The following is a 25,886-nucleotide window of genomic DNA, read 5'->3' on the forward strand; positions in this document are numbered from 1 at the left end:
GAAACCACCGCTGCACGCAGGGCGCCGACGTTCTCGTCGGCGCCCTGCGTCGTCCGGTCGGTGCGCAGGCGCCGTCGCGACACGCCGAGTGCATCGACGACTTCTGCGCGTTCGGCACCGCCGTCGGTCGGGGCTGCCGTTATTCGCTGCAGACCTTCCATTGCTCGCCGTCGAGGGCGAGATCGAAGGTGCGGTCGGTGACATCGGACGGATTGTTCGCGGTGTGCGCGGTGACCTGGGCGATCGCGGTGCTGTCGGTGATCTGGATGCGATCGACGCTCGTCACCACCGGAATCTCACCCTGCTCGACGGCGAGTCGATGGATGTCGCGGAAGTTCTGCGGTTCGACCGTCGCGTAGAAGTCGGAGAGCGCTCCGCAGGTCGACTCCTGCAGGGTCGCGAGGTCGCCCGATTCGAGTGCTCCGACGAAGGTGTCGATGCTCGAGCGGATGCGGCTCTCGGGGGAGTTGTCGGCGCGTTGCTGCACGAACACCACCACCGCGGCCACGGCGATCGCCACCACCACCAGCGCGGCTACCGCCCCTGCGGCTCCCAGCCACCGTCGGCGTCCCGTGTCGCGTGCGGGCGGGATGCGCGTGGGTGTGGGCTGGACCGCCACCCGGACAGGCTCGGGCTGCGCCGGCGGTTCCTCACCGCGCGGCGCGATGCGCTGCGGTGGCGCTTTGGGCACATGGTTGCGAACGGGGATCTGCACCGTCGGCGTATCGGCGACGTCGGGCGCGGGTTCGGGTTCGGGCTCGGGAGCCGGGCGGGACTCGACGGCCTTCCGCTCGACGACGGGCATCGCCACGGTCTCGTCCGTGGCGATGCTCTCGTTCGTGTCGCTCTCGTTCGTGTCTGCTGTCTCGTCCGCATCCGCATCCGCATCCGGGGGCGTGGCGTCGGCATCCGGCTTCCCGGTTTCGTCGGAGACGGGGGTTTCCGGCTCGTCGGCGGCTGCACGCCGATCTGCCGTGCCCACCACGACGGACTCGGTCTGCCCGAGGGCCGCCACCTCCCGCTCCCCGGGGGAAATCGCCTTGTCGGCAGGCTCGTTCTCCGTATCCCCGTCCGGTGTTCCCACATCCGGGGTCGTCGAAGTCTTCTCGGGTGTCTCTTCGTTCTTCGGGTCCGACAACGTGCTGCACCTCGCTCGACGGCCTGCGGTTACCCGGGGACTCTATCGAGCCTTCGCGACGGGAGGGCAGAATGACCCCATGACGTCTTTCGGTGATCTTCTCGGACCTCAGCCCACCCTGCTCCCCGGCGACGACGACGCGGAGTCGGCCCTGCTGAACAACGAGGACCCGGCGAAGGTCGCAGCCGACCATCCCACCGCCTCGATCGCATGGGCGTACCTCGCCGAGGCCGCACTCGACGGTGGCGAGACGATCGCCGCCTACGCCTACGCACGCACCGGATACCACCGCGGTCTCGACCAGCTGCGTCGCAACGGCTGGAAGGGCTTCGGTCCCGTGCCCTACAGCCACGAACCCAACCGCGGCTTCCTCCGTTGCGTCGCCGTACTCGCCCGGGCCGCGAAGACGATCGGCGAGACGGACGAACACGCCCGCTGCCTGGACCTGCTCGAGGACTGCGACCCGCGGGCAGCGGAAGCTCTGGGCGTCGAATAGACGCCGCCGTACATGTCTGTGGCCAACAGACTGTCCGTCGCGGCCAGACGCCGTCCCACCTGCCGAGGAGCCCGTAGGCGCCTGACCGACTCGTTCGAACGGCTGCGTTCGTCGGCGCTGCCGATCATCCAGTGCGCGCTGGCGGCGGGTCTGGCGTGGTGGGTGGCGAAGGATCTGGTCGGTCACGCCCAGCCCTTCTTCGCGCCCATCGCGGCAGTCGTCTCCCTCGGGCTCGGTCTCGGCGCCCGGTTGCGGCGTTCCGTCGAACTGGTCTGCGGTGTGACCGTCGGGATCGGCGTGGGCGACCTGCTCGTCTCGCTGATCGGCAGCGGACCGTGGCAGATCGCGCTCGTCGTGACGATCGCGATGAGTACGGCGGTCGCGTTGAACAGCGGCCCGATCTTCGCGATGCAGGCCGGGAACTCCGCGGTGCTCGTGGCGACGCTGTTGCCGCCCGGTGGCACAGGGGGGCCCGATCGCATGGTCGACGCCCTGGTCGGGGGTCTCACGGGGATCGCGGTCGTCGCCATGATCCCCACCCATCCGGTGCGGCGTGCCCGGCGCAACGCCGCCGAGGTCCTCGCGACGGCGAGCGAAGTCCTGAGGAAGGTCGAGGCCGGGCTCGTCGAGAACAATCCGAAACCGATCGAGGACGCACTCAAGCAGGCGCGGGCCACCCAGCCCGCGATCGACACGATGCGCACCCACCTCACGGGCGGACGGGAGATCAGCCGGATCTCGCCCCTCTACTGGAACAGTCGGGGCAGACTCGCGGTGCTCGCCGCCGCAGCCGATCCCATCGACCACGCGATGCGCAACATCCGGGTGCTCGCGCGCCGGTCGCTGACCCTCGTCCGCGACGACGAGATCCTCGATCCGCGGCTCGTGCAGCGTTTCGTCGAGGTAGCCGATGCGGTGGACGTGCTCCGCGGGATGGTTCTGGCGGAGCCGGGGGAGCAGCCCGATCAGGCCGAGGCCGCGCGTGTGCTGCGCAGCATCGCCAAGAAGATGGATCCCGACCTCATCGCCGGGGCGGGGGTGTCGGCGACGGTGGTGTTCGCGCAGATGAGGTCGTTGATCGTGGACTTGCTGCAGACCGCCGGACTCAAGCGGATCTCCGCGATCGCGACCCTTCCGCCCACCGTCGAACACCCGGCCTACGACCCGGACGAATAGGGCCTCGGGCAGGTCCTCCACCCACGCCGGGCACCTGGCGTTGAAACATATGCGCATTCATGCATACGATGGCCCGAGGTTTCGGAGAGGGAGATCGATGGGTTCGGGTCACGGGCACTCACACGGCGTCGGCAATGGTCGCGGGGCCGGTCCCACGCGCGGCGTCATCCGGCGCATGGGCTTCGCGCTGGGCATCCTCGGCGCGTTCTTCGTGCTCGAGGCGTTCGTCGGTCTCCTGATCGGATCCCTCGCACTCCTCGCCGACGCGGGGCACATGCTCACCGACGTCGTCGGGGTGTCCATGGGCATGGTCGCCCTCGTTCTGGCCCGGCGTGGAAGTGCCGCCGCTTCGCGTACTTTCGGCTGGCACCGCGCCGAGGTCCTCACCGCGATGGTCAACGCAGTGCTGCTGCTCGGCGTCGCGGGATGGGTCTTCTACGAGGCGATCGACCGCATCGGGGACGCCCCCGAACTCCCCGGTTTCCCCATGATCGTCACCGCCCTCGCGGGACTCGCCGCAAACATCGTCGTGATGCTCATGCTCCGGGCCGACGCGAAGGACAGCATCGCGGTGCGCGGCGCCTACATGGAGGTGCTCGCCGACGCCGTCGGATCGGTCGGCGTCCTCATCGCAGGCGCACTCGTCATGATCTTCGGCTGGAGCCTCGCCGACGTCGTCGTCGGTGTGCTCATCTCCCTGTGGGTCGTGCCGCGCGCACTGCGACTGGCTGCCGAGTCGCTCCGGATTCTCACCCAGACCTCGCCCGCGCACCTCGACGTCGACCTCCTGCGCACCGACCTGCTCGCGCTGCCCGGCGTGTGCGGCGTGCACGACCTGCACGTGTGGACGCTGACCACCGGCATGGACGTCGCCACCGTGCATCTCGTCAGCGACCACGACCCGCAGTGGATCCTCGACTCGGCGCGCACCGCGCTGTCGTCGCACGGGCTCGAGCACGCAACCGTCCAGGTGGAATCGACGGTCGACGGGAAGCAGTGCGAGAAGGACGTGACGTGGTAGCTCACCGCGGGAATCGGTTCGGCCGCAACGTCCACCGGCCCGGTCGGCCGTGCAACCGGACGACGTCCAGCGGCCGCACGTCGACCCGCCAGAACGCGGCCGCCGGAGCATCGAGAGCGCACACCGTCGCGGCCCGGACGACCGCGGGGTGGGTCACCGCTGCGACACGTTCGTAGCCGTCGCCCTGTGCCGCCAGCCAGGTGCAGACCCGGCCGAGCAGGTCTTCCACGGATTCGCCGCCGTGCGGTGCTGCCGCCGGATCGGTCAGCCACTCCTCCAACTCGCTCTCGGGTACGTCGTCCATCGCAGATCCGGCCCACGTGCCGTAGTCGAGCTCGCGTAGGGCGGGGTCGATCTCGGCGGGGAACCCGAAGGCGTGGACGGTGTCGACCGTGCGTCGCTCCGGTGCACACACCCACCGGTCGACGACCGGTGCGGAGGCGCGCTCGAGTTCGCGTCGGCCTCTGTCCGAGAGCGGCTCGTCGCAGGGGAATCGGGCCTGTTCCGTCGCACAGGTGGATGCATGTGCGACGAGAAACAATCGGGGCACGGCAGGTATGTCCTTTCCGCTTGACATCGCCGACCGAGCGGTGCGAAGGTTCGTCGGTAACGATGTGCCGAGGTGTAGGCAATCCGGTGGGAAACCGGAGCGGTCGCGCCACTGTAACCGGAGAACACGAGATCTTCGGAAGCCAGAAAACTCCCGCGGCACATGACGGAATCGAATGGGACGCGAAATCCCTGGAGGATTGTCATGGCTGTTGTCCATACACCCGGCGAGTCGCTCGGCTCTGCCGCACTCGCAGTGGCTCTCGCCGCAGTGATCGTGGCGGCATTTCTCGTTCTCTATCTGGTCGGATTCGATCAGGGCGCGATCTCGCGCACCGGCATGTTCATGCACGAACTGATGCACGACGGCCGGCACCTGCTCGGTCTTCCGTGCCATTGAGAACGGGAATCACGATGCCCGGAACCTACACCCGGTTGTTACTGAGGGGCCTGCTTGCCGGACTCGTCGCGGGTCTGCTCGCGGGCGGTGTCGCCTTCGTCGTCGGCGAACCTCACATCGAATCGGCGATCGCGCTCGAAGAGGCTGCAGGCGAATCGCATTCGCACGATCACGATCATGCGACGGCCGCGGGCGAATCCCACGGTCACAGTCACGGCGACGATGCGCTCGTCGGCCGTACCGGCCAGAAGGTGGGGTTGTTCCTCGCGACCGGCCTGGCGGGTCTCGCGCTCGGTGCCCTCTACGCGTCGGTGCTGCACTTCGCGCGCCGTCTCACCGATATGCCGGGCTGGAAGCTCGGGCTGGTCGGTGCGGCCGGGGCGTGGCTGGCGATCGAAGCGGTTCCGTTCCTGAAGTATCCGGCCAACCCGCCGGCCGTCGGCGATCCCGCCACGATCGATCAGCGCACTCTGCTGTGGCTCGCCTCGGTGGTCCTCGGACTCGTCGCGATCGCCGTTGCCGTAGCGGTGGCCAAGGCACTCGCCACCCAGGATCTGCACACCGTCCGCATCGCCGGTCCCGCAGTCGCATTCCTCGTCGTGGTGGGCCTGGGATATCTCGCGTTGCCGAGCGTCGACAAGGTCGGGGAAGGCTTCCCCGCAACGCTGCTGTGGGAGTTCCGGGTGGCGTCGTTCACCGTGCAGCTCACTCTGTGGACGACGCTGGGCGTGGTCTTCGCCTACCTCACCGAACGCGCCTCCCGTCGCGTGCCGATTCCGGCCTGACCGCATGGGTTCGGGCCTGCTCGTCGCCGGAACGACTTCGGATGCAGGGAAATCCGTTGTCGTCACCGGGATCTGCCGATCCTTGTTGCGGCGCGGCCTGAAGGTCGCGCCGTTCAAGGCGCAGAACATGTCGAACAACTCGATGGTGACGAACGAGGGCGCGGAGATCGGTCGCGCTCAGTGGATCCAGGCGGTGGCCGCACGCGCGATCCCGGAGGCCGCGATGAACCCGGTACTGCTCAAACCCGGTAGCGACCGGCGCAGCCACGTCGTCGTCCTCGGCCGGCCGGCCGGTGTGCTGGAAGCGGGCGAATTCGCCGGTGGTCGACGGCATCTCGCCGAGGCGGCGTTCGGCGCGTTCGACGATCTCCGCGACCGGTTCGACGTGGTGGTGTGCGAAGGTGCCGGTAGCGCGGCGGAGATCAACCTGCGTGCCCACGACTACGTGAACATGGGACTGGCACGGCATGGTTCGATGCCCACCGTCGTCGTCGGCGATATCGACCGCGGTGGCGTTTTCGCGTCGATGTACGGCACGCTGGCTCTGCTCGACGCCGCGGATCAACAGTTGGTCCGCGGCTTCGTGATCAACAAGTTCCGTGGCGACGTCTCGCTCCTGAAGCCCGGGCTGGATTCGCTCGAACAGCTCACCGGCCGCCCGGTAGTGGGTGTGCTGCCGTGGCAGCGCGACCTGTGGCTCGACTCCGAGGACTCGCTCGCCCTCACCTCCCGTCCCGCGCACGACGGCGACGGCGCCGTGACCATCGGTGTCGTGATGCTGCCGCGCGTCAGCAATTTCACGGACGTCGACGCGTTGTGCCTGGAGCCGGATGTGCGGGTTCGTTTCGTCGACGATCCCCGGGCGCTCGCCGGAACCGATGTGGTGATCGTGCCCGGAACCCGCGCGACCCTGGCGGATCTCGCGTGGCTTCGTTCGCGGGGTCTCGACACCGCCATCGTGGAACACGCGAACCGGGGTTATCCGGTCCTCGGTATCTGCGGGGGATTCCAGATGCTCGGTACGCACATCGACGATCCGCACGGTGTCGAAGGTGTGCCCGGCGCGCACGCGGCGGGTCTCGGACTGCTCCCGGTGCGCACCACGTTCGGCCCGGCCAAGGTTCTGCGGTTACCCCGGGGTTCGGCCTTGGACGCCGCTGCCTCCGGATACGAGATCCATCACGGACGCATCACCGTCGACGGCGGCACGGACTTCCTCGGTGGCGTACGGGTGGGTTCGGTGTTCGGCACCATGTGGCACGGTGCCCTCGAAGGGGACGCTCTGCGGTGGGCGTGGCTGCACGAGGTCGCCGCGGCGGTGGGTCGCGAGATCCGTACCGGCGAGGTGAGTTTCCCGGCTGCACGCGAGTCCCGCATCGAGGCACTCGCCGACCTCGTCGACGAACACCTCGACATGGATGCCCTGCTCGACATGCTGTCCGACGAGCGGACCCTGCCGGTGCTGACGGGGACTCTGCGGTGACGGTCCTGATCCTGGGTGGAACCGGTGAAGCACGCGCGCTCGCCGCTGCTCTGGACGACGACGCGATCGAGTTCGAGTCCTCACTCGCGGGCCGGGTCCGCAACCCGCGCCTGCCCGTCGGCCCGGTACGCATCGGAGGGTTCGGTGGCGCCGAGGGCCTCGCCCGGTACCTGAGCGAGCGCGGTATCCGGGCCGTCGTCGACGCCACCCATCCGTTCGCAGCCGGCATCAGTGCGAACGCCGCTGCGGCATGCACCGTGGCACACGTGCCGTTGCTGCGTCTGCAGAGGCCCGGCTGGCACGACCGGCACGGTCGGTGGACGTGGGCCGACGACCACCACGCCGCGGCCCGTAACGCCGCGACCGGCCGGCGGATCTTCCTCAGTACGGGACGGCAGACGCTCGACCGCTTCGTCGGGCCGCTCGCTGCACACGACGTGCTCGTCCGCGTCGTCGACCCCGTGACGACCGACGTGCCGCCGAGTTGGTCGGTGCTGCTCGGGCGCGGCCCCTACACCAGGGACGACGAACGGAAGCTTCTGCTCGACAACAGGATCGACACGCTCGTCACGAAAGACTCCGGTGGTTCGTTCACCCGCGGCAAACTCGACGCGGCGGACGAGCTGGGCGTGCGCGTGATCGTCGTGCGCCGGCCTGCCGCGCCCCACGGGGTCGCCACGGTGGATTCCGTGACGACGGCGCGGGACTGGGTTCTCCGAGTCTCGGAGGTCAGACCTGCGGACCTTCGGAACGCAGATCGTCGACCTTTTTCATCGCTTCCCGCAGTTCCTGGAGCCACTGCTCCGAGTGCCGGCCTACGAGCCTGACGGTCCACTTCAGTGCGTCGGAACGGGACCGTGCGACCCCCGCGTCGACGAGAGTGTCGAGTACCTTCCGCTCGGGTTGGCGCAGCCGTGTCATGACCGGGACGGCGAGGTGGGTGAACAGGGCGGTGCGGTCGCCGATCTTCACCCCCCAGGCCACCTTGCGGCCGTAGCGGGCCTCGGCCTCGTCGGCGATGCGCATCCGGTCGGCGCGTGTGGTCTCGCGGAACCGAGCGATGCGTCCGTCGATCTCGGTGTCGCTCGCGCCGTCGGGTACCCCGAGGGGGCCGACGACGAAGATTTCCTCCCTGTCGATCTCGATGTCGGGCTGTCCGGTGAACCAGTCGTCGGGGAGCCTGCCGGCGAACCACTCGGCGGCATCGCTCGCGTCGGGGACGTCGGCCTGCTGCCAACCGCCCGTTCGTCCGAATCCGTGGATGTGTGAATGTCGCATGATGTCCTCCCGGGGACGCGACCGGGGTGCGTGTTGCACTGATTACAGTGTTGCACCGAAAGTGTGATGCGCGCCACTGCCAAGTTGCTGGACGCGAGATCAGCGGCCGTGCCGGGGTGTCAGAACTCCGGCCGTGATCGGAGGATCGCTGCGCAGGGGAGCGGTGGAGAGTACGACAGGCAGCCACACCGCAGTGGAGGCGATCACGGCGCCCCAGCACAGGTACAGGCCCACATGCGGTGCGTGTGGGGTGTGGGCGACCATCCCGGCCTGCGACCAGACGGCGAACAGCCCCACCATCGACGCCGCGCCCGAACCGAGCATCGCGATCGCTGCGGCACCCCAGCGACGACGGAGCAACGCGACGAGCGGTACGAGGATGCCGAACACCACCACGAAAGCGTCGAAGATCCGCACCGGCAGGGCGACGGAGTCGGAATCCCAGCGCACGAGGGTCGTCAGAGACGTCACGGACGTGGCCTGCGGAAGCAGCAGACCTACCACCAGCAGCGCGACACATCCCGCCAGGATCCGGACGCGTGAGCGGCCGACGGTCACCTCACCGGCGACGCGGTGTTCGATGCGATCGAGATCGTGACGGAATTCGGCCAGGTCGTCCATGGTGTACCCCCGAAGGCGCGACGCTTCGGTCCCAGTATGCGACGCGGGTCACACCGGCGTGGGGTCTTCGGCGGGCTCGTTTCGGGAGGACGTGACCGGGCATGCTCCGGAGCGTGAGCCGATACGACGCGTACATCTTCGACGTGCAGGGCACCCTGATGGACTTCTACACCCCGGTCACCCGCGCGGTGGCCGATGCCCTCGGACCGGACGCCGATCCGGCGACCGTGGGCGACCTGGTCCGGGCCTGGAGGAAGGACTACTACGAGCGCATCCTCCGTCTCGACCAGTCGGTGGAGAACTGGTATCGCGTGCAGGACTCCTACGTCGACGGACTCGGCGACGTATGTGAGCAGTTCGGGATCGACCTTCCGGACGATGTGCGCATCGAGACGGCGCGGGCATGGCAACGCCTCGAAGCGTGGCCGGACGTGCGACCCGGACTGAAGGAACTCCGTTCGCAGGCCGTCGTGGCGACCCTGTCGAACACCGATATGGCCACGATGGTGACACTCTTCCGCGACCGGCACCTCGAGGCCGACGTCATCCTCACGGCCGAACTGTTCGGCGCCTTCAAACCCGAGCACTTCCTCTACGAACGCACCTGCCGTTATCTCGGAGTCGATCCGTCCCGCGCGGCGATGGTCGCCTCGCATCCCTACGACCTCCGCGCCGCCCGCGAGGTCGGTCTGAACACCGTCTTCGTGTACCGGCCGCTCGAGAACGGACGCCTCGAGGACGCGGTCGACGACACCGACGGCGAATTCGACCATCGCATCGACGACCTGCGTCACATGCCGTGACACCTGTGTCCTCGGGAGGGAAACCACCGACAAGGCCGGGGGCGAAGGGTCGGGAAGGAGTTATCGACGGCACGCGAGCGCGACGGCGACTGCCGTCACCAGGGCGCCGATTCCCACCTTCGAGGCGAGCCGAGCGGTCCGTCCGATATCGCTCGGCGACGGCGCAGGCCCGTCGCCGAGCGTGCCGCGGTCCTCGACCACTCCGTGATAGACGTTCGCGCCGCCGAGCCTGATGCCGAGAGCGCCGGCGAACGCCGCCTCGACCGGTCCGGCGTTCGGACTCGGATGCTGGTGCGCGTCCCGCCGCCACGCACCCATCGCACCCCGAGAGTCGTCCCCCAGCGCCGCGGCCAGCAGAGCCGTCAGCCGCGCCGGGGCAAGGTTGAGCAGGTCGTCGAACCGCGCCGAGGCCCATCCGAACCGTTCGAGACGCGGCGTGCGGTGGCCGACACGCGCGTCGAGGGTGTTCGCGGCCCGGTAGCCGAGCAGGCCGGCGGGACCGAGGATCGCGCCCCACCACAGCGGCGCGACGACGGCGTCGGAGGTGTTCTCGGCAACCGACTCGATCGTGGCGCGGGCGATCCCGTTCTCGTCGAGCCGGGACGGGTCGCGACCCACCAGGTGGGTCACCTGCCGCCGCGCCGCGGCGAGATCACCCCCGCGCAGCTGGGCATCGATCGTCCGGGCCTCGTGCCCGAGCGAACGGCCCCCGAGCACGATCCAGGTCGCGAGCGCGGTGACCGCGATCGACAGCACCGGGCGACGGCGGGTCGCGCGGTCGGCGACGTACCCCACCGCTCCGACGGAACCCACCAGCACCGAGGTGAAGACCACCCCGGAGGCACTGTTGTCGGCATAGAGCCGGCTCTCGGTGGCGCGCGCCACCGTCCCGAAGCCGCTCACGGGATGCCACCGCTGCGGATCGCCGAAGACCTGGTCGGCGGCGTAACCGAGCACCAGCCCGAGGGCCCTGTGTTTCACAGGATCGTTCTCCACGCCTCGACGAGCGCCCCCGTGGTGGCGGCATCACGCACCGCGATGCGCACCCACTCGTCTCCGAGACCGGGGAAGGTATCGCCGCGACGCAGCGCGAAGCCCCTCTCCCGCAGCTTCTCCCGAGTCCCCTCGGGTACCTCCGCCAACACGAACGGGGCCGTAGCGGCCGGGACCACGCGGATCCCGAGACCGGAGAGCGCGTCGACGAGAACCGCCCTGTCGGCCACGATCTCCCGGGCGATGACGGCGGTCTCGCGTGCCGTCTCGTCGGACGCGCACGCGATCATCGCGGCTGCGGCGGGAGTCGACACCGACCAGGGTGGTTGCTGCACAGCGAGATCCGCGACCACCTCGCGGTCGCCGACGACGTATCCGGCGCGCAGGCCCGGGATCGCCCAGGTCTTGGTGAGCGACCGCAACACCACGAGCCCCGGAACGGGCCGGTCCGTCAGCGAGTCCGTCTCGTCCGGAACGGCGTCCATGAACGCCTCGTCGACGACGACGACCCGTCCCGGTCGCACCAGTGCCAGGAGCGTGCCGGACGGATGCAGCACCGAGGTGGGATTGGTGGGATTGCCGACGACGACCAGGTCGGCGTCCTCCGGAACCGCAGCCGGATCGAGGACGAACCCGTCCTCGCGGCGCAGCACGACCCGCGTGACGCGATGCCCGGCCACCCGCAGCGCCGCTTCCGGTTCGGTGAACTGCGGGTGCACCACCACCGGTTTCCGCCATGCTCGCGCCCTGGCGATCAGCGTGAACGCCTCGGCGCCTCCGGCCGTCGGGAGAACCTCGTCGAGGCTGCGGCCGTGGCGGACGGAAAGGGCGGCGCGGGCGCCGCTCGGGTCGGGATAACGATCGAGACGGTCCAGTGAGGAACGCAGGGCGTCGTCGAGCCAGGCCGGTCGTGGCCGGCGCGAGACGTTGACGGCCAGGTCGACCAGGCCTTCGGTCGCGTCGCGGTCGCCGTGATGGTGCAGGTCGGGTTCGTGTATTCGACGACGTGCCGGTGCGGAGACGGGTTCGGGCGAGGGTTCCGCTGCCCGTGCGGCGTCCGAGAATCGTCGTGCGAGCTCGGGATGGCCGGCCCAGTGCGTGTGCAGATACGACGCGTGCACGGTCGCGGTCGCGACGCCGTCCGGCCGGCCGTCGAGCAGCCACGCCGGGGACGCGCCGGAATCGACCACGGTGCGGTGGAATTCGTGGCCGGTGACGCGGCTGCCGGCAGGAGCGAGAAGAGTGTCCTGCGGGGCGATCGCCGTGCGGTAGCCGAGTGTCAGGCGCGGTGTCATCCGCGCCGAGGCGTCGAGCGCGCCCACCATCTCGTGCCCGTCGACGTCACGACCGAGATAGAGCAGACCGGCACATTCGGCGACGGTCGGAACCCCGGCCGCGATCGCGTCGCGCAGGTGCGCGCGTAGAGGCGCGTTCGCGGCGAGGTCGGCGGCATGTACCTCGGGGAAGCCCCCACCGAGGTAGATGCCTGCGGTGCCGGCGGGAAGCCGTTCGTCACGGAGCGGGTCGAATGCCACGGGCCGGCATCCGTGGGCTCGCAGCAGTTCCTCGGTCTCGGTGTACCGGAAGGTGAAGGCCCGGCCACCGGCGACGGCGATCACCGGTCCGTTCTCCGCGGAGGATCCCGGATCCCAGGCCGTGGCGGAAAGGTCCGGTGCCATCGAGGCGATACCGACGATCTCACCGAGGTCGATGTGCTCGGCGATCTGCGCCGCGAGCCGATCGACCTGCGCTGTCGCCTCGCCGCGTTCCTCGGCCGGCACGAGTCCGAGATGCCGTGAAGGGACGGTGATGCCGTCGTCGCGGCCGAGGACTCCGAGGACCGGGATGCCGGTCGGTTCGAGAGCGCGGATCACCTCGTCCGAATGTCGCCGGGATCCGGCCTTGTTCAGGATCACACCGGCGATCCGGGTGCCGCGATCGTAGGACGCCATGCCGTGCACGATCGCCGCGATCGACCGGGAGGCGTGCGAGACGTCGACGACGAGGATCACCGGCGCGGACAGCAGGGCCGCGGTATGGGCGGTGGACGCGTACCCGTCGGTGCCGATCATCCCGTCGTACAACCCCATGACCCCTTCGATCACGGCGATGTCCGCACCGGCGGCGCCGTGCAGGAAGAGGGGGGCGACGAGGTCTTCGCCGACGAGGTGCGGGTCGAGATTGCGACCGGCCCGCCCGGTGGCGAGCGAGTGGTAACCGGGATCGATGTAGTCGGGACCGATCTTGTGGCCCGACACGATGTGTCCGGCCCGTCGCAGAGCGGCCATGAGACCGGTGGCGACAGTCGTCTTGCCGTGCCCGGACGCGGGTGCGGCGACGACCACACGTGGAACTCTCACCACTCGATCCCTCGCTGGCCCTTCTGCCCCGCGTCCATCGGATGCTTCACCTTCGTCATCTCCGTCACGAGGTCGGCGACCTCGACGAGCTTCGGATGGGCCCGGCGACCCGTGATCATCACGTGCTGGCGCCCCGGTCGTGAGGTCAACGTCTCGACGACCTCGTCGATATCGATCCAGCCCCAGTCGATCGGATACGTGAACTCGTCCAGCACGTACAACCCGTGCTGTTCCACGGCGAGACGTCGCTGGATCTCGCGCCACCCGGCGAGCGCATCGGCGGCGTGATCCTCCTCGGTGCCCTCCTTACGCGACCACGACCAGCCCGACCCCATCTTGTGCCACTCGATGGGACCACCGGTACCCCGCTCGTCGTGCAGGCCGGCGAGAGTCTCGAAGGCAGTCTGCTCGCCGAGTCGCCACTTGGCGGACTTGACGAACTGGAAGACGGCGACCGACCATCCCTGGTTCCATCCCCGCAGAGCGAGACCGAAAGCCGCTGTCGACTTTCCTTTTCCGTCACCGGTGTTGACCATCAGCAGAGGCCGGTTGCGACGCTGGCGGGTGGTGAGACCGTCGTCGGGCACGACGGTGGGTTGTCCCTGGGGCATCAGGCAGCCCTTTCCCTGACGATTCCGGTGAGTGCGTCGGCGTCCACCTCACCGACGGGTACGTACTCGGCACCGAGACGCTCGGCCAGACGCATCGCGAGCCCCATCCGGAACCGGCCGGTCTCGGAGTCCACGACGACCGACGAGATTCCCTGAGCGGCAATCACGTCCGCGGCCTCGAGTGAACGACGGACGGCATCGGGGCCGGCGGTGGCGCGACCGTCGGTGACCACGACGAGAAGCGTGCGGCGATCGGGATCGCGCAGCGAATGGCGCCGCACGGTCTCGGCCGCCTCGGTCAGGCCCTCGGCCAGGGGCGTGCGTCCGCCGGCGGGGAGTTCCTGCAGGCGCGCGGCCGCCACGTCCACCGAATTCGTCGGCGGCAGCACGACCGTAGCTCCGGTGCCGCGGAAGGTCACGAGACCGACGGTGTCGCGGCGACGGTAGGCATCGAGCAGCAACGACAGGACTGCCGTCTTGACCTGGACCATGCGATTGCGTGCCGCCATCGAGCCGGAGGCATCGACGCACAGCAACACCAGATTGGCCTCGCGGCCCTCGACGATCTTCCGGCGAAGCTGCCAACCGTCCTTGTCGGCGAACGCCGTGGTGCGAATCGTCGCAGGCAGGTGGACGGGACCGGAATCGCCGCGGCGGCTGCCCACGGTGCGGCCGATCGTGGTGACCGCTCGCGACCGGCGACCGGCCGCACCGTGTCCGACCCGGTCGACGGAGAACACCCTGGTGCGATACGGATCCGATGCCGACGACAGCGTGGAGGACGATCGGCCGGCCGAGTCGGAGGACACATCGCCCGCAGTCTCGCCGGGTGCGCTCTCACCGCCACCGGGATCGTCGGGGCCCGGATCGGGATCCGGGTCGGTGTCGTCCTCGCCCAGCAGTTCGTCGAGTAGATCGTCGCTGCTCGTGGGTGCATCGAAGGGATTGCGCCGCCGCCGATGCGGCAATGCCAGCCGCGCCGCTGCCGCGATGTCCTCGCGCGTCACTTCGGTACGCCCGTGCCACGCCGCGTGTGCGATCGCGGTGCGAGCGGTGACGAGGTCGGCGCGCATGCCGTCCACGTCGAAGGCCGCGCACACCTCGGCGATGGAGACCAGCGCGTCGTCGCTCAGCACGACCTGCGGGACGAGTTCGCGCGAGGCGACGATGCCTCGTGACCATTCGGCGTCCCGATCCGCCCACCGGGCGGTGAATCCGGCGGGATCGGCGTCGAAGGCCATCCGCCGCCGCACGATCTCGGCACGCACCTGCGGGTCGCGGGGCGCGGCCACGTCGACGGCGAGCCCGAAACGGTCGAGGAGTTGCGGACGCAGTTCGCCTTCTTCGGGATTCATCGTTCCGACCAGCACGAACCGGGAAGCGTGTTCGACGGACACACCGTCACGTTCGACGGTGGAGCGGCCCATCGCGGCGGCGTCGAGCAGCAGGTCCACCAGGTGGTCGTGCAGGAGGTTGACCTCGTCGACGTACAGCACACCCCGATGGGCGAGTGCCAGGAGACCGGGTTCGTACTCGGCCCTGCGTTCGGACAGCGCCTTGCCGAGATGCAACGAGCCGGTGACGCGATCCTCCGCCGCCCCGACGGGTAGTTCCACGAGCCGCACCGGCCGGAGATGCGCGGCCGCATCGGCAGGGTGAGGGCCGTCCGGACAGGACGGATCGGGTGCGGTCGGATCGCACGAGAACCGGCATCCCTCGACGACGGTGACCGGCGGCAACAGTGCGGCGTGCGCACGCACCGTCGTCGATTTCGCGGTGCCCTTCTCGCCGCGTACCAGTACACCGCCGATCGACGGCGACACCGCACACAGGGTCAGGGCCAGCGCGAGGTCGTCGGAACCGACCACCGCACCGAACGGATACACGTGCACTTCGACCTCCACAGGCTCCCGCTGGGATGTTCTCCGCGGCAAGCTGTTCGAAGGCCGGTATTCGGACTTCCCGGTCGGACGCCGTGCGATCGCCTTCCCGGACGTGTGGTCCAGTGGCTGCGCGTACGCGCATGATCGACGACTCCCGGGTCACCGCAGCGGGCCTGTGCCGGATTCTCACCGGCTTCCCGATTATCCCCGTGAGGGGCACCTTCGATTGTCTTGCCGCGGCCGAGTGTAGCCGCAGGCCGTGGGTTAGGGTTCACCGCCATGGGTTCACGCATCACCGTCGTCGGTATCGGGGCGGAGGGGTGGCCGGGCGTGCCCTCGGCCGTCCGGGAACGAATACTCGCCGCCGACGTTCTGCTCGGCGGCCGGCGGCACCTCGACCTGGTCCCCGCCGGGCGTGCGATGCGCGAGCAGTGGCCGTCGCCGCTGCTGCCGGGCCTCGACGATCTCCTCGAGCGGCACGCAGGCAGGGATGTCGTCGCCCTCGCGTCGGGCGATCCGCTGGTCTCCGGGATCGGCACCACCCTGATCCGTCGACTGGGCCGCGACGCCGTGCGGGTGATCCCCGCCGTGTCCTCGGTGGCGCTCGCCCGCGCCCGCATGGGCTGGTCTGCGGAGGAATGTGAGACGGTCACCGTGGTGGGACGCGAGATCGACTCATTGCGACGGTTTCTCACCCGCGGCCGGCGGCTCGTGGTTCTCGTCGACGGAGCGCGGGTGCCGGACGTCGCGGCGCTGCTGGCCGACAGCGGGTTCGGCAACTCCCGTGTCTCGGTACTGTCGAATCTCGGAGCGGATGCAGAATCCCGGATCGATTCGACAGCAGACGATCTCGTGAACGCATCGGTTCCGTCGTTGAGTCTGCTGTGCATCGAGGCCGACGGTTCCGCAGGGCTGTCGGCAACTCCCGGTCTCGCCGACGAGCTGTTCGAACACGACGGCCAGCTCAGCAAGCGGACCGTGCGTCTGGCCGCGGTGTGTGCTCTCGCGCCGCGTCCGGGGGAGCTGCTGTGGGACGTCGGTGCCGGTGCCGGTTCCGTCGGAATCGAATGGGCACGCACCGATCCCCGTTGCCGCACGATCTCGGTGGAGAACAACGCAGATCGCGCCGACGCGATCGAACGCAATGCCGCCGCGTTGGGTGTGCCGTCCGCCGTCCGCGTCGTCCGCGGGCCCGCCCCCGCTGCGCTCGCCGGTCTCGAAGCACCCGGCGCGATCTTCGTCGGCGGGGGAGGAAGCCGCGACGGCGTGCTCGACGCGTGCTGGGACGCACTGACTCCCGGCGGACGGCTCGTCGCGCACGCGGTGACTCTGGAGACCGAGGCCGTCCTGGTGCGGTGGTGGAAGGTGCACGGCGGTGAACTCGTGCGCCTGTCCGTCGAACACGCCGATCCGATCGGAACATTCACCGGCTGGCGCGCGCAACGGCCCGTGGTGCAATGGAGTGCAGTGAAAGGTGAACGATGACCGTCCATTTCGTAGGCTCCGGACCGGGAGCGGCAGACCTGCTCACGCTACGAGCGGTGAACCTGCTCCGCGAGGTCCCGGTCGTTCTGTACGCCGGTACCTATCTCGATGCCGAGACCCTCTCGCACTGCCGTGACGACGCCGAACTGATCGACACGCAACATCTGGACCTCGACGAGATCACCGCCCACCTCGTCGACGCACACCGGCGTGGGCTCGACGCGGTGCGGCTGTGCTCCGGCGACCCGTCGCTGTACTCCGCGCTCACCGAACAGACGCGACGACTCGACGCCGCCGGTGTGCCCTGGAACGTCACACCCGGTGTTCCGGCCTACGCCGCGGCGGCCGCGGCGCTCGGTACCGAACTGACCGTCCCCGAACTCGTACAGACGGTCGTGCTGACCCGCACCCAGGCCCGCTCCACCGCCATGCCCGACACCGAAGCGCTCGCGCGGGTCGCCGGGCTCCGGGCGAGTCTCGTCCTGCACCTGGCGATCACGCGCATCCGCGTCCTCGCCGAGGAACTCACGGTGGAGTACGGTGCCGACTGTCCCGTCGCGGTGGTCGCGTTCGCATCACGCCCGAACCAGATCGTGCTGCGCGGCACCCTCGCGGACATCGCCGACAGTGTCGAGGCAGCGGGACTGAAGCACACCGCGGTGATCGTCGTCGGACGGGCACTCGGGGTACGGGAGCAACCCGACGTCGCCTGCTCGCACCTCTACGACCCCGCCCGCGAACGTCACGGCCTCGGATAGCGTTTCATCCTCGCGCACCGAAGCGGGGTTCGCCACGGTTGCAGCAGGGGCGAACCCCGCTTCGGCGAGCGAACCTGTCGACGATCCGGGGTGGACACCGCACGTCACGCGGTGGTCGACGATTCCGGAATCCGAACGTCGACCGACCGTTTCGTCCACACGGCACCGGTCGACGTCACCGACGTACCCGCCGCGCCGACGATGAGCAGGCACTTCATGTCGACGCTCGCCGGATCCAGTCTCTCGAGCGTCGTGACCTCGAGCGACTCGCCGGGCCGTCCCACATCGCGTCCGATCACGACGACTGTATCCGCCGGACGATGTTTCAGCAGTACCGCTTTCGCATCGGCGACCTGCGTGGTGCGCGAGCGCGACGCCGGGTTGTAGATGCCCAGGACGAGATCGGCCTCGGCGACCGCCGCCAGTCGTCTCTCGATCACGTTCCACGGCTTGAGGCGATCCGACAGGCTCATCACCGCGAAGTCACCACCGATCGGGGCGCCGGCGCGCGCTGCCACGGCCTGCACCGCGGAGACACCCGGCAGGACGCGAATCGGTACGGACGCGTACTTCTCGTCCTGCGCGGCCTCGAAGACCGCCGACGCCATGCCGAAGACTCCGGCGTCACCACCGGAGACCACGGCGACCTTCTCGCCGGACAGGGCGAGATCGAGCGCGAATCGCGCGCGGTCCACCTCCACGGTGTTGCCACTCGAATGCCGGTGCAGCCCGGTGCGAACCGGAACGCGGTCGACGTACGGTCCGTAACCGACGACGTGATCGACCTGCGCGAGCGCGTCCGCCGCTTCGGGTGTCAGCCACTTCTCGTCGGCCGGTCCCAGCCCGACGACGAGCAACTCGTTCGTCACATCCGCTTCCGGCGACTCCACGGCGACCGGCCGGGACCGGTCGCCGATCTCACGGTTCTTCGGCGCACGGTCGCCGGCGGTGAGGATCACCGAGAAGTAGGGCACCGCGTCCGCGTCGACGTCGGCGACCGGCAGGATGCGTTGCCGATCCATCGATGCGCGTTCGACGTAGACCGCGTCGTCGAGTCGACCGGACTGGGCGAGCGCCTCCCGGACGGCGGGGAACGTCCTGCCCAGCTTCATGATCGCCGCGCCGTCCGTGTCGGCGAGCCGACGTGCCAGCTCCGGGGTGGGAAGCGTGCCCGGCAGGATGGTGAGCACGTCGGTACGGCGGACCATCGGCTCGGCTGCGGCAGCCGCAGCAGCGGACACCGACGTCACACCCGGTACCACCTCAGTCGGGTATCGAGGCGCGAGGCGGTCGTGCAGGTACATGTACGAGCCGTAGAACAACGGGTCGCCCTCGCACAGCACCACCACGGTGCGTCCCGCGTCGAGATGGGCGGCCAACCGGGCGGCGGACTCGTCGTAGAAATCGGCGATCGCACCGTCGTACCCGCCCGGGTGATCGGTGGTGCCCGTCGTCACCGGGTACACGAGCAGTTCTTCGATCACGCCCTCCGGGATCAGGTCGGCGGCGATCGATCGAGCGATGGACCGGCCGTGCGTGCCGGAATAGTAGGCGAGGACGTCCGCCTCGGCGATCAACCGCGCGGCCTTGCGCGTGATGAGTTCGGGATCGCCGGGGCCGAGGCCCACTCCGTAGAACCTGCCGGACACCGTGTCGCTCATTCCTTCTCCTGGGCAAGTGCATTGATCGCGGACGACGCCATCGCCGACCCGCCGCGGCGGCCCCGCACCACCAGGTGGGGTATCTGCAGCCGATGGTCGAGCAGCGCTTCCTTGGATTCGGCGGCGCCGATGAACCCGACGGGCACCCCGACGATCGCGGCCGGCCGGGGGGCGCCGGCGTCGAGCATCTCGAGGAGATGGAACAAGGCCGTCGGGGCATTACCGACCGCGACGACTGCGCCCTCGAGGCGGTCGGCCCACAGGGACACCGCCGCAGCGGAGCGGGTCGTGCCCCAGCGCTCGGCGAGTTCGGGGACACGCGGATCGGCGAGCAGACACACCACGTCGTTGCCGGCGGGCAGTCGTGTGCGGGTGACTCCCGACGCCACCATGTTCGCGTCGGTGAGGATCGGAGCGCCCGCGTTCAGCGCAGCGCGTGCGGCCGGAACAAGATCGGGATGGATCACGAGATCCCGTGCCAGATCGGTCTGTCCGCTCGCGTGGATCATCCGGACCGCGACCTTCTCCGCCGTCGCGGGGATCGCGGTCAGATCCGATTCGGCGCGGATCGTCGCGAACGACCGGACGTAGATCTCGGCACCGTCGGTGATGTAGTCGTACCGGCGAGGTGGCGCGGACGCGTGGGCAGGGTGCGGCGGTGGAAGAGTCACGGTGTGCTCCTGGCGAAGGCAAGGCGATGAGGCGAGTGCGGCGCGCCGCAGGCGCGTTCGCAGCCGACGACATGAATTCGGGAATCGATTGTGTTTCCGGCGACGAGCCGGCGAGCCAGCGCTCGGGTGTCACCCTCGGCGAGGCTACACCCGGGCGCTCCCGTGCATGCGGTCACCCGCTGCCACGACGATTCGGCAGCGGTCTCGAAGCCGACCTCCCGTAGCGCAACAGGATTCGATTCCACCGGAAGAACCAGTCCTCGCCAGGGGGTGACGACGACACCCCGATCCGGCAGGGCGGCCACCATGCCCGGGGTGAGAATTCCGAGCGGGACCAGCACCGATACCGCGCCGCCGAGTGTGCCGTACGGCATCGTGCGGGCCGGCGGACGGGGCGCTGGATCCCGGCCCCCGAGTTCGGCTCCGGCACCCGGGAGTTGGCGCACATGCCACACCGAATCCCGGATCCCGGCGAAGTGCCGGGCGAGCCGGATCAGTGTCGCCGGCACCTGCGCGAGCGGCACCGTCGGTCCTCGGAGGTCGCCGATCACGATCGTCGACACGGCGGGGTCGCGGAGGATCGCGGTCAGATCGCAGCGCATCGCGGCGATATCCCCGCGACCGTCGTCGATGCCGAACAGGAACCGTCCCGGCAGGTCGGCGAGCGCCGGATCGGCACACAACTCGGCGTCGAGTTCACGGACGAGCGGACGTACATCGGCGAGTCCTCCGCAGAGCCCCGTGAGGGGAGACGCGACGATGTTGCGCACCCGTTCGTGACTCGGCGAGGGCAACAGACCCGTCGCGGTCACGGCCTCGGACAGGGCCGACGGCACGGCTCCGCACGCGTCGAGTTCGATCCCTCTGATCTGCAGGTTTCCGCGCGACGTCAGGTGCACGTCGCCGTCCGCACAGGCAACCGAGACCGCGGACAATGCCTGAAGCGCACCGTCGGGGAGTTGTCCGCCGGGCACACGCAGGCGCACCAGCGCCCCGTCCGCAGCGACGTGCGGGCGGAGGATTCCGGGACACCGATCGGGAGGAAGAGGGGGTGGGAGAGCATCCACGGACGCACATGCTTGCACACCTTCCCGGCAACGTGCGCTACTCTCGGTTTGCCGTGGTGCTCGGGAAGCCGGTGAGAAACCGGCGCGGCCCTCGCCACTGTGAGCGGATAGTTGCTCGCCCTCGTCCGTACCGGTCCGCCGGTACGGAGGCCACTGGATCTCGGTCCGGGAAGGTCGGCGCAGCAGCGACGACCCGTCAGCCAGGAGACCGGCCACGGCACGTGAGGTCCACGAGGGTTTTGGAGACTGAACATGGCTGTACGCCTGTGTTTTCGGGTTGCGTCGTGACGCGCCTGACTTTGTTGTCGACGTCCGACACCGACCTGCTGTCGGCACGGTCGAGCGGTGCCGACTGGGTGCTCGGCAACCCGTCGCGCCTCGACGTGCCCACCGAACTTCCCGCGCTGCTCGACGGTTCCGGCCTGGTCGTCGTGCGGATCCTGGGTTCCGCACGCAGCTGGCGGGACGGACTCGACACCGTGCTGGCAACCGGGGTCCCGGTCGTCGTCCTGGGCGGTGAACAAACACCCGACGCCGAACTCATGGAGTATTCGACGGTTCCGATCGGCGTTGCGGCCGAGGCACATCGCTATCTCGCACACGGCGGGCCCACCAATCTCGACCAGTTGCACGCCTTCCTGACCGACACCGTGCTGCTCGGCGGTGAAGGCTTCGAACCGCCTGCCGAACTGCCCGAATGGGGCGTACTCGACCGGCCTGCGAGGCCGGCCGGCGAAGAGTTGCCCCGCGTGGGCGTGTTGTTCTACCGCGCGCACCACACCAGCGGAAACGTCCAGTTCGCGCACGATCTCGCCGACGCTGTCGACGCCACCGGCACGGCCCGCGGCGTCGTGATCCACTGCGCGTCGCTGCGCGGCGCGCCCACCGATCTCCTCGCCGAACTCGGTACCCTCGACGCGCTCGTCGTGACGGTGCTGGCAGCCGGTGGAACCAAACCCGCCACGGTGAGTGCCGGCGGTGAGGACGAGGCATGGGACGTCGGGGCTCTCGCCGCACTCGACATCCCGATCCTGCAGGCCCTGTGCCTGACCTGGAGTCGCGAGGATTGGGCGAAGTCGGACGACGGTGTGTCGCCGCTGGATTCGGCCACACAGATCGCGGTCCCCGAGTTCGACGGCCGCATCATCACGGTGCCGTTCTCGTTCAAGGAACTCGACGCCGACGGACTGCCCCGCTACGTCACCGACCCGGAACGGTGCCGTCGCGTCGCCGGTATCGCGGTGGCGCACGCACGACTGCGACACGTACCGCCGCCGCAGCGCCGGATAGCGATCATGCTGTCCGCCTACCCGACCAAACATTCCCGGGTCGGCAACGCCGTCGGTCTCGACACCCCGGTGTCGGCGATCCACATGCTGCGCGCTCTACGCGATGCCGGATACGACCTCGGCGACGGATTTCCCGGCATGGACCTCGAGGACGACACCGAGGCCGGCAACACCCTCATCCACGCCCTGATCGATGCCGGTGGACAGGACGAGGAATGGCTCACCGCCGACCAGCTGGCCGGAAACCCGGTGCGCGTGACCACGTCCGACTATCTCGCGTGGACCGGCGATCTTCCGGCCGAGCTCACCGACGCCATCACCGAGACGTGGGGGCCGGCCCCCGGGTCGCTGTTCGTCGACGGCAGCGGTGACGACCAGGCGATCGTGCTGGCGACCCTGCAAGCCGGCAACGTGGTGCTGATGATCCAGCCGCCGCGCGGTTTCGGCGAGAACCCGGTGGCGATCTACCACGATCCCGACATGGCGCCGTCGCATCATTACCTCGCCGCGTACAAGTGGGTCGAGCACGGCTTCGGTGCCGATGCCGTGGTTCACCTGGGCAAACACGGTTCGATGGAATGGTTGCCCGGGAAGAACGCAGGCCTGTCCGCGGCGTGCGCGACCGACGCGGCCATCGGCAATCTGCCGCTGATCTATCCGTTCCTCGTCAACGATCCCGGTGAAGGCGCACAGGCGAAACGCCGTGCCCACGCGATCATCGTCGATCACCTGATCCCGCCGATGGCGCGCGCCGAATCGTACGGTGACATCGCGCGTTTGGAGCAACTGCTCGACGAGTACTCCAATATCGCGGCGATGGACCCGGCCAAGCTGCCCGCGATCCGGGCTCAGATCTGGACGCTGATCCAGGCCGCGAAACTCGATCACGATCTCGGGCTCGACGACCGCCCCCACGACGCCGAGTTCGACGACTTCCTGCTGCACGTCGACGGCTGGTTGTGCGAGGTCAAGGACGCCCAGATCCGCGACGGCCTGCACGTCCTGGGCGCCGCTCCGGCCGGGGAGGCACGGGTGAATCTGGTGCTGTCGATCCTGCGTGCCGCGCAGGTGTGGGGCGGCAAGAGCAACGCCGTGCCCGGTCTGCGCACCGCACTCGGACTGAAGCCCGATGCCCCACTGGCCGAGGTCGACGGAATCGAAGGCGTTGCGCGGTCGCTCGTGCAGGCCATGGAGGACGACGACTGGCGTACCGAGTCCGCTTCGCGCATCGTCGAATCCGTCCTCGGCCATCCCGATACCGAGGTCGCTCGCGTACTCGCCTTCGCCGCCGAGGAGGTGGTGCCTCGCCTCGCGGGCACGACCGCCGAACTCGACGCCGTCCTGCACGCCCTCGACGGCGGGTACGTCCCTGCCGGACCGTCCGGCTCGCCGCTCCGTGGCCTGGTCAACGTGCTGCCGACGGGCCGCAACTTCTACACCGTCGACCCGAAGGCCGTGCCGAGCCGGCTCGCGTACGACACCGGCGTCGCACTCGCGAACAACCTGATCGAGCGGTATCTCGCCGATACGGGGGAGTACCCGCAGTCGGTGGGCCTGTCGGTGTGGGGGACATCCGCGATGCGCACCGCCGGCGACGACATCGCCGAGGTACTCGCACTGATCGGAGTGCGTCCCGAATGGGACGCCGAGTCGCGCCGGGTCCGTGAACTGACCGTGATTCCGCTCGAGGAACTCGACCGGCCGCGCATCGACGTGACCGTCCGTATCTCCGGTTTCTTCCGCGATGCGTTCCCGCACGTCATCGGCATGCTCGACGACGCGATCCGCATGGTCGCCGCCCTCGACGAACCCGACGAACAGAACTATGTGCGAGCGCATGCCCGGCGCGACGAAGCCGAGCACGGCGATGCCGATCGTGCGGTGCGCCGCATCTTCGGGTCGAAGCCCGGCTCGTACGGTGCGGGCATCCTGCAGCTCATCGACTCCGGCAACTGGCGCACCGACGCCGATCTCGCCGAGGTCTACACGGCGTGGGGCGGATTCGCCTACGGGCGCGGTGTGCACGGAGTTGCGGCCGCCGACGACATGCGCACGAACTACCGCCGGATCGCGGTGGCGGCCAAGAACACCGATACCCGTGAACACGACATCGCCGACTCGGACGATTACTTCCAGTACCACGGCGGCATGGTTGCGACGGTGCGGGCACTGACGGGCACCGACCCGAAGGCGTACATCGGCGACTCCACCACACCCGACGCGGTGCGGACACGCTCACTGGCGGAGGAGACCGCGCGGGTCTTCCGGGCGCGGGTCGTCAACCCGAGGTGGATCGGTGCGATGCGCCGGCACGGCTACAAGGGCGCGTTCGAACTCGCCGCCACCGTCGACTACCTGTTCGGTTACGACGCCACCGCCGGCGTGGTCGAGGGCTGGATGTACGAATCGCTCGCACAGAACTATGCACTCGACCCGGAGAACCAGGAGTTCCTCCGCGAAGCGAATCCGTGGGCGTTGCGCGGCATCATCGAACGCCTCACCGAGGCAGCCGATCGAGGGCTGTGGGCCGAACCGGACCCCGAGACGGTGAGCAGCCTGCAGCAGGCCTATCTCGACGTCGAAGGCGATCTCGAGGACCGCGCTTGAGAGTTCGGCTCATCGGTATCGGACCCGGGGGACCGGACGATCTCACGGTGGCGGCGGTGCGCGCCCTCGAAAGCGTCGACGTCTTCCTGGTGGCCGACAAGAACCGGGGTGTGGACGATCTCGTCGAGGTGCGCGAGGACATCCTGCGCCGCCACACCTCCGGTGCGTACCGGGTGATCGTGGTGGCCGACCCCCCTCGCGACCGGAATCCGGACCGGTACGGCGACGAGGTACGCGACTGGCACGCCGCCCGCGCCGAAGCCTACGAATCCGTTCTGCTCGAACAGGTTCGGGACGACGAAACCGTCGGATTCCTCGTATGGGGAGACCCGAGCCTGTACGACAGTACGATTCGTGTCGTCGACCGCATCCTCGGGCGAGGGAACGTGCGGTTCGACTACGACGTCGTTCCCGGAGTCAGCAGTGTGCAACTGCTGGCGGCCCGGCATCGTCTGGTGCTCAACACCATCGGCGGGCCGATCACCGTCACCACCGGACGCAGGCTGATGCGGGATGTCGCAGGGGGTGCCGCGAACATCGTGGTCATGCTCGACGGCGGCCTCGCCTGTGCAGACCTCGAGGGCCGGTGGAACATCTGGTGGGGTGCGAATCTCGGGACGAGCGACGAAGAACTCGTCGACGGTCCGCTCGCCGAGACGCTCCCCGCCATCCGTGAGGCCCGCATCCGCGCGAAACGGGCACGCGGATGGGTGATGGACACATATCTGTTACGGAAGGAATGGTGAAGAAG

Annotated in this window: 23 protein-coding genes and 3 riboswitches; of the genes, 12 read left to right on the top strand and 11 right to left on the bottom strand. The window is 69.1% G+C overall.

Going from position 1 to position 25,886, the window contains the following annotated elements; genetic code table 11:
* Window positions 1-139 precede the first annotated feature (139 nt).
* Window positions 140-1,138: a hypothetical protein gene (locus PV766_RS05790; protein ID WP_421096625.1), complete on the bottom strand. Its 999-nt coding sequence runs from the start codon at window positions 1,136-1,138 to the stop codon at window positions 140-142.
* Between the two features lie 79 nt (window positions 1,139-1,217).
* Here PV766_RS05790 and PV766_RS05795 point away from each other — a divergent pair, with 79 nt between their 5' ends.
* The 3 genes from PV766_RS05795 to PV766_RS05805 all read left to right on the top strand — a co-directional run bounded on the left by PV766_RS05795 (window position 1,218) and on the right by PV766_RS05805 (window position 3,831).
* Entirely contained in the window at window positions 1,218-1,634 is a 417-nt protein-coding gene (locus PV766_RS05795; RefSeq protein ID WP_064062727.1) for a DUF3151 domain-containing protein, read from the top strand.
* A 12-nt stretch (window positions 1,635-1,646) separates the two neighbouring features.
* The gene (locus PV766_RS05800) at window positions 1,647-2,810 is read left to right on the top strand and encodes an FUSC family protein (protein ID WP_421096626.1); all 1,164 of its coding nucleotides are present in this window, start codon (window positions 1,647-1,649) and stop codon (window positions 2,808-2,810) included.
* A gap of 97 nt (window positions 2,811-2,907) precedes the next feature.
* Entirely contained in the window at window positions 2,908-3,831 is a 924-nt protein-coding gene (locus PV766_RS05805) for a cation diffusion facilitator family transporter (RefSeq protein WP_129977560.1), read from the top strand.
* 1 nt (window position 3,832) lies between these two features.
* Here the strand turns inward: PV766_RS05805 and PV766_RS05810 are convergent, their stop codons facing one another.
* Window positions 3,833-4,381, bottom strand: a complete 549-nt coding sequence (locus PV766_RS05810) for a histidine phosphatase family protein (RefSeq protein WP_129977559.1) — start codon at window positions 4,379-4,381, stop codon at window positions 3,833-3,835.
* A 37-nt stretch (window positions 4,382-4,418) separates the two neighbouring features.
* Window positions 4,419-4,553: riboswitch (cobalamin riboswitch) on the top strand.
* A gap of 32 nt (window positions 4,554-4,585) precedes the next feature.
* Between PV766_RS05810 and PV766_RS05815 the strand changes: the two genes are divergently transcribed.
* Genes PV766_RS05815 through PV766_RS05830 form a run of 4 tightly spaced genes read left to right on the top strand, consistent with a single transcriptional unit; the run spans window position 4,586 to window position 7,875 of the window.
* A complete protein-coding gene (locus PV766_RS05815) occupies window positions 4,586-4,780 on the top strand; it encodes a CbtB domain-containing protein (protein WP_016932310.1) in 195 nt (64 codons plus the stop codon).
* 14 nt (window positions 4,781-4,794) lie between these two features.
* The gene (locus PV766_RS05820) at window positions 4,795-5,565 is read left to right on the top strand and encodes a CbtA family protein (protein WP_421096627.1); all 771 of its coding nucleotides are present in this window, start codon (window positions 4,795-4,797) and stop codon (window positions 5,563-5,565) included.
* 4 nt (window positions 5,566-5,569) lie between these two features.
* Window positions 5,570-7,048 carry a cobyric acid synthase gene (locus tag PV766_RS05825; protein WP_129977558.1) on the top strand — a complete coding sequence of 493 codons (1,479 nt, stop codon included), beginning with the start codon at window positions 5,570-5,572 and terminating at the stop codon, window positions 7,046-7,048.
* Window positions 7,045-7,875, top strand: coding sequence for a cobalt-precorrin-6A reductase (locus tag PV766_RS05830; protein ID WP_421096628.1), 831 nt, complete (start codon window positions 7,045-7,047; stop codon window positions 7,873-7,875). The genes PV766_RS05825 and PV766_RS05830 overlap by 4 nt, the downstream gene beginning before the upstream one ends.
* Here the strand turns inward: PV766_RS05830 and PV766_RS05835 are convergent.
* Window positions 7,778-8,326, bottom strand: coding sequence for a hypothetical protein (locus PV766_RS05835; RefSeq protein ID WP_016932306.1), 549 nt, complete (start codon window positions 8,324-8,326; stop codon window positions 7,778-7,780). The genes PV766_RS05830 and PV766_RS05835 overlap by 98 nt on opposite strands.
* A 99-nt stretch (window positions 8,327-8,425) precedes the next feature.
* A complete protein-coding gene (locus PV766_RS05840) occupies window positions 8,426-8,947 on the bottom strand; it encodes a hypothetical protein (protein ID WP_129977556.1) in 522 nt (173 codons plus the stop codon).
* Between the two features lie 101 nt (window positions 8,948-9,048).
* Here PV766_RS05840 and PV766_RS05845 point away from each other — a divergent pair, with 101 nt between their 5' ends.
* On the top strand, window positions 9,049-9,750 hold the full coding sequence (locus PV766_RS05845; RefSeq protein WP_421096629.1) for a haloacid dehalogenase type II: 702 nt from the start codon (window positions 9,049-9,051) through the stop codon (window positions 9,748-9,750).
* Between the two features lie 60 nt (window positions 9,751-9,810).
* On the opposite strand, the gene PV766_RS05850 is transcribed toward PV766_RS05845, so the two are convergent.
* From PV766_RS05850 to PV766_RS05865, 4 genes are read right to left on the bottom strand one after another with little or no spacing between them, the layout of a single operon-like run.
* Window positions 9,811-10,731, bottom strand: a complete 921-nt coding sequence (locus PV766_RS05850; RefSeq protein WP_129977554.1) for a cobalamin biosynthesis protein — start codon at window positions 10,729-10,731, stop codon at window positions 9,811-9,813.
* Window positions 10,728-13,103, bottom strand: coding sequence for a cobyrinate a,c-diamide synthase (locus PV766_RS05855; protein WP_421096630.1), 2,376 nt, complete (start codon window positions 13,101-13,103; stop codon window positions 10,728-10,730). Before PV766_RS05855 ends, PV766_RS05850 begins: the two co-directional genes overlap by 4 nt.
* The gene (cobO, locus tag PV766_RS05860; RefSeq protein ID WP_064062719.1) at window positions 13,100-13,714 is read right to left on the bottom strand and encodes a cob(I)yrinic acid a,c-diamide adenosyltransferase; all 615 of its coding nucleotides are present in this window, start codon (window positions 13,712-13,714) and stop codon (window positions 13,100-13,102) included. The genes PV766_RS05855 and cobO overlap by 4 nt, the downstream gene beginning before the upstream one ends.
* Window positions 13,714-15,618 (bottom strand): VWA domain-containing protein, encoded by a 1,905-nt coding sequence (locus tag PV766_RS05865; protein ID WP_421096631.1) that lies wholly within the window; start codon window positions 15,616-15,618, stop codon window positions 13,714-13,716. The genes cobO and PV766_RS05865 overlap by 1 nt, the downstream gene beginning before the upstream one ends.
* 22 nt (window positions 15,619-15,640) lie before the next feature.
* A riboswitch (cobalamin riboswitch) is annotated at window positions 15,641-15,836 on the bottom strand.
* A 40-nt stretch (window positions 15,837-15,876) separates the two neighbouring features.
* On the opposite strand from PV766_RS05865, the gene cbiE reads away from it, so the two are divergent.
* Window positions 15,877-17,082 (top strand): precorrin-6y C5,15-methyltransferase (decarboxylating) subunit CbiE, encoded by a 1,206-nt coding sequence (cbiE, locus tag PV766_RS05870; RefSeq protein ID WP_421096632.1) that lies wholly within the window; start codon window positions 15,877-15,879, stop codon window positions 17,080-17,082.
* Window positions 17,079-17,840 (top strand): cobalt-precorrin-4/precorrin-4 C(11)-methyltransferase, encoded by a 762-nt coding sequence (locus PV766_RS05875; RefSeq protein WP_026003397.1) that lies wholly within the window; start codon window positions 17,079-17,081, stop codon window positions 17,838-17,840. The genes cbiE and PV766_RS05875 overlap by 4 nt, the downstream gene beginning before the upstream one ends.
* Before the next feature lie 104 nt (window positions 17,841-17,944).
* Here the strand turns inward: PV766_RS05875 and PV766_RS05880 are convergent, their stop codons facing one another.
* From PV766_RS05880 to PV766_RS05890, 3 genes are read right to left on the bottom strand one after another with little or no spacing between them, the layout of a single operon-like run.
* Window positions 17,945-19,501, bottom strand: coding sequence for a precorrin-2 C(20)-methyltransferase (locus PV766_RS05880; RefSeq protein ID WP_421096633.1), 1,557 nt, complete (start codon window positions 19,499-19,501; stop codon window positions 17,945-17,947).
* Window positions 19,498-20,172 carry a precorrin-8X methylmutase gene (locus tag PV766_RS05885; RefSeq protein WP_129977548.1) on the bottom strand — a complete coding sequence of 225 codons (675 nt, stop codon included), beginning with the start codon at window positions 20,170-20,172 and terminating at the stop codon, window positions 19,498-19,500. Before PV766_RS05885 ends, PV766_RS05880 begins: the two co-directional genes overlap by 4 nt.
* The gene (locus PV766_RS05890; protein ID WP_421096634.1) at window positions 20,169-21,158 is read right to left on the bottom strand and encodes a cobalamin biosynthesis protein CobG; all 990 of its coding nucleotides are present in this window, start codon (window positions 21,156-21,158) and stop codon (window positions 20,169-20,171) included. Before PV766_RS05890 ends, PV766_RS05885 begins: the two co-directional genes overlap by 4 nt.
* Window positions 21,159-21,276: 118 nt before the next feature.
* Window positions 21,277-21,471, top strand: a riboswitch (cobalamin riboswitch).
* Window positions 21,472-21,523: 52 nt separating this feature from the next.
* Here PV766_RS05890 and cobN point away from each other — a divergent pair.
* Window positions 21,524-25,135 carry a cobaltochelatase subunit CobN gene (gene cobN, locus PV766_RS05895; RefSeq protein WP_421096635.1) on the top strand — a complete coding sequence of 1,204 codons (3,612 nt, stop codon included), beginning with the start codon at window positions 21,524-21,526 and terminating at the stop codon, window positions 25,133-25,135.
* On the top strand, window positions 25,132-25,881 hold the full coding sequence (gene cobF, locus PV766_RS05900) for a precorrin-6A synthase (deacetylating) (RefSeq protein ID WP_129977545.1): 750 nt from the start codon (window positions 25,132-25,134) through the stop codon (window positions 25,879-25,881). Before cobN ends, cobF begins: the two co-directional genes overlap by 4 nt.
* Window positions 25,882-25,886 lie beyond the last annotated feature (5 nt).

Origin of the sequence: Rhodococcus sp. As11 (assembly GCF_048957735.1) — a bacterium.
Classification (GTDB): domain Bacteria; phylum Actinomycetota; class Actinomycetes; order Mycobacteriales; family Mycobacteriaceae; genus Rhodococcus; species Rhodococcus gordoniae.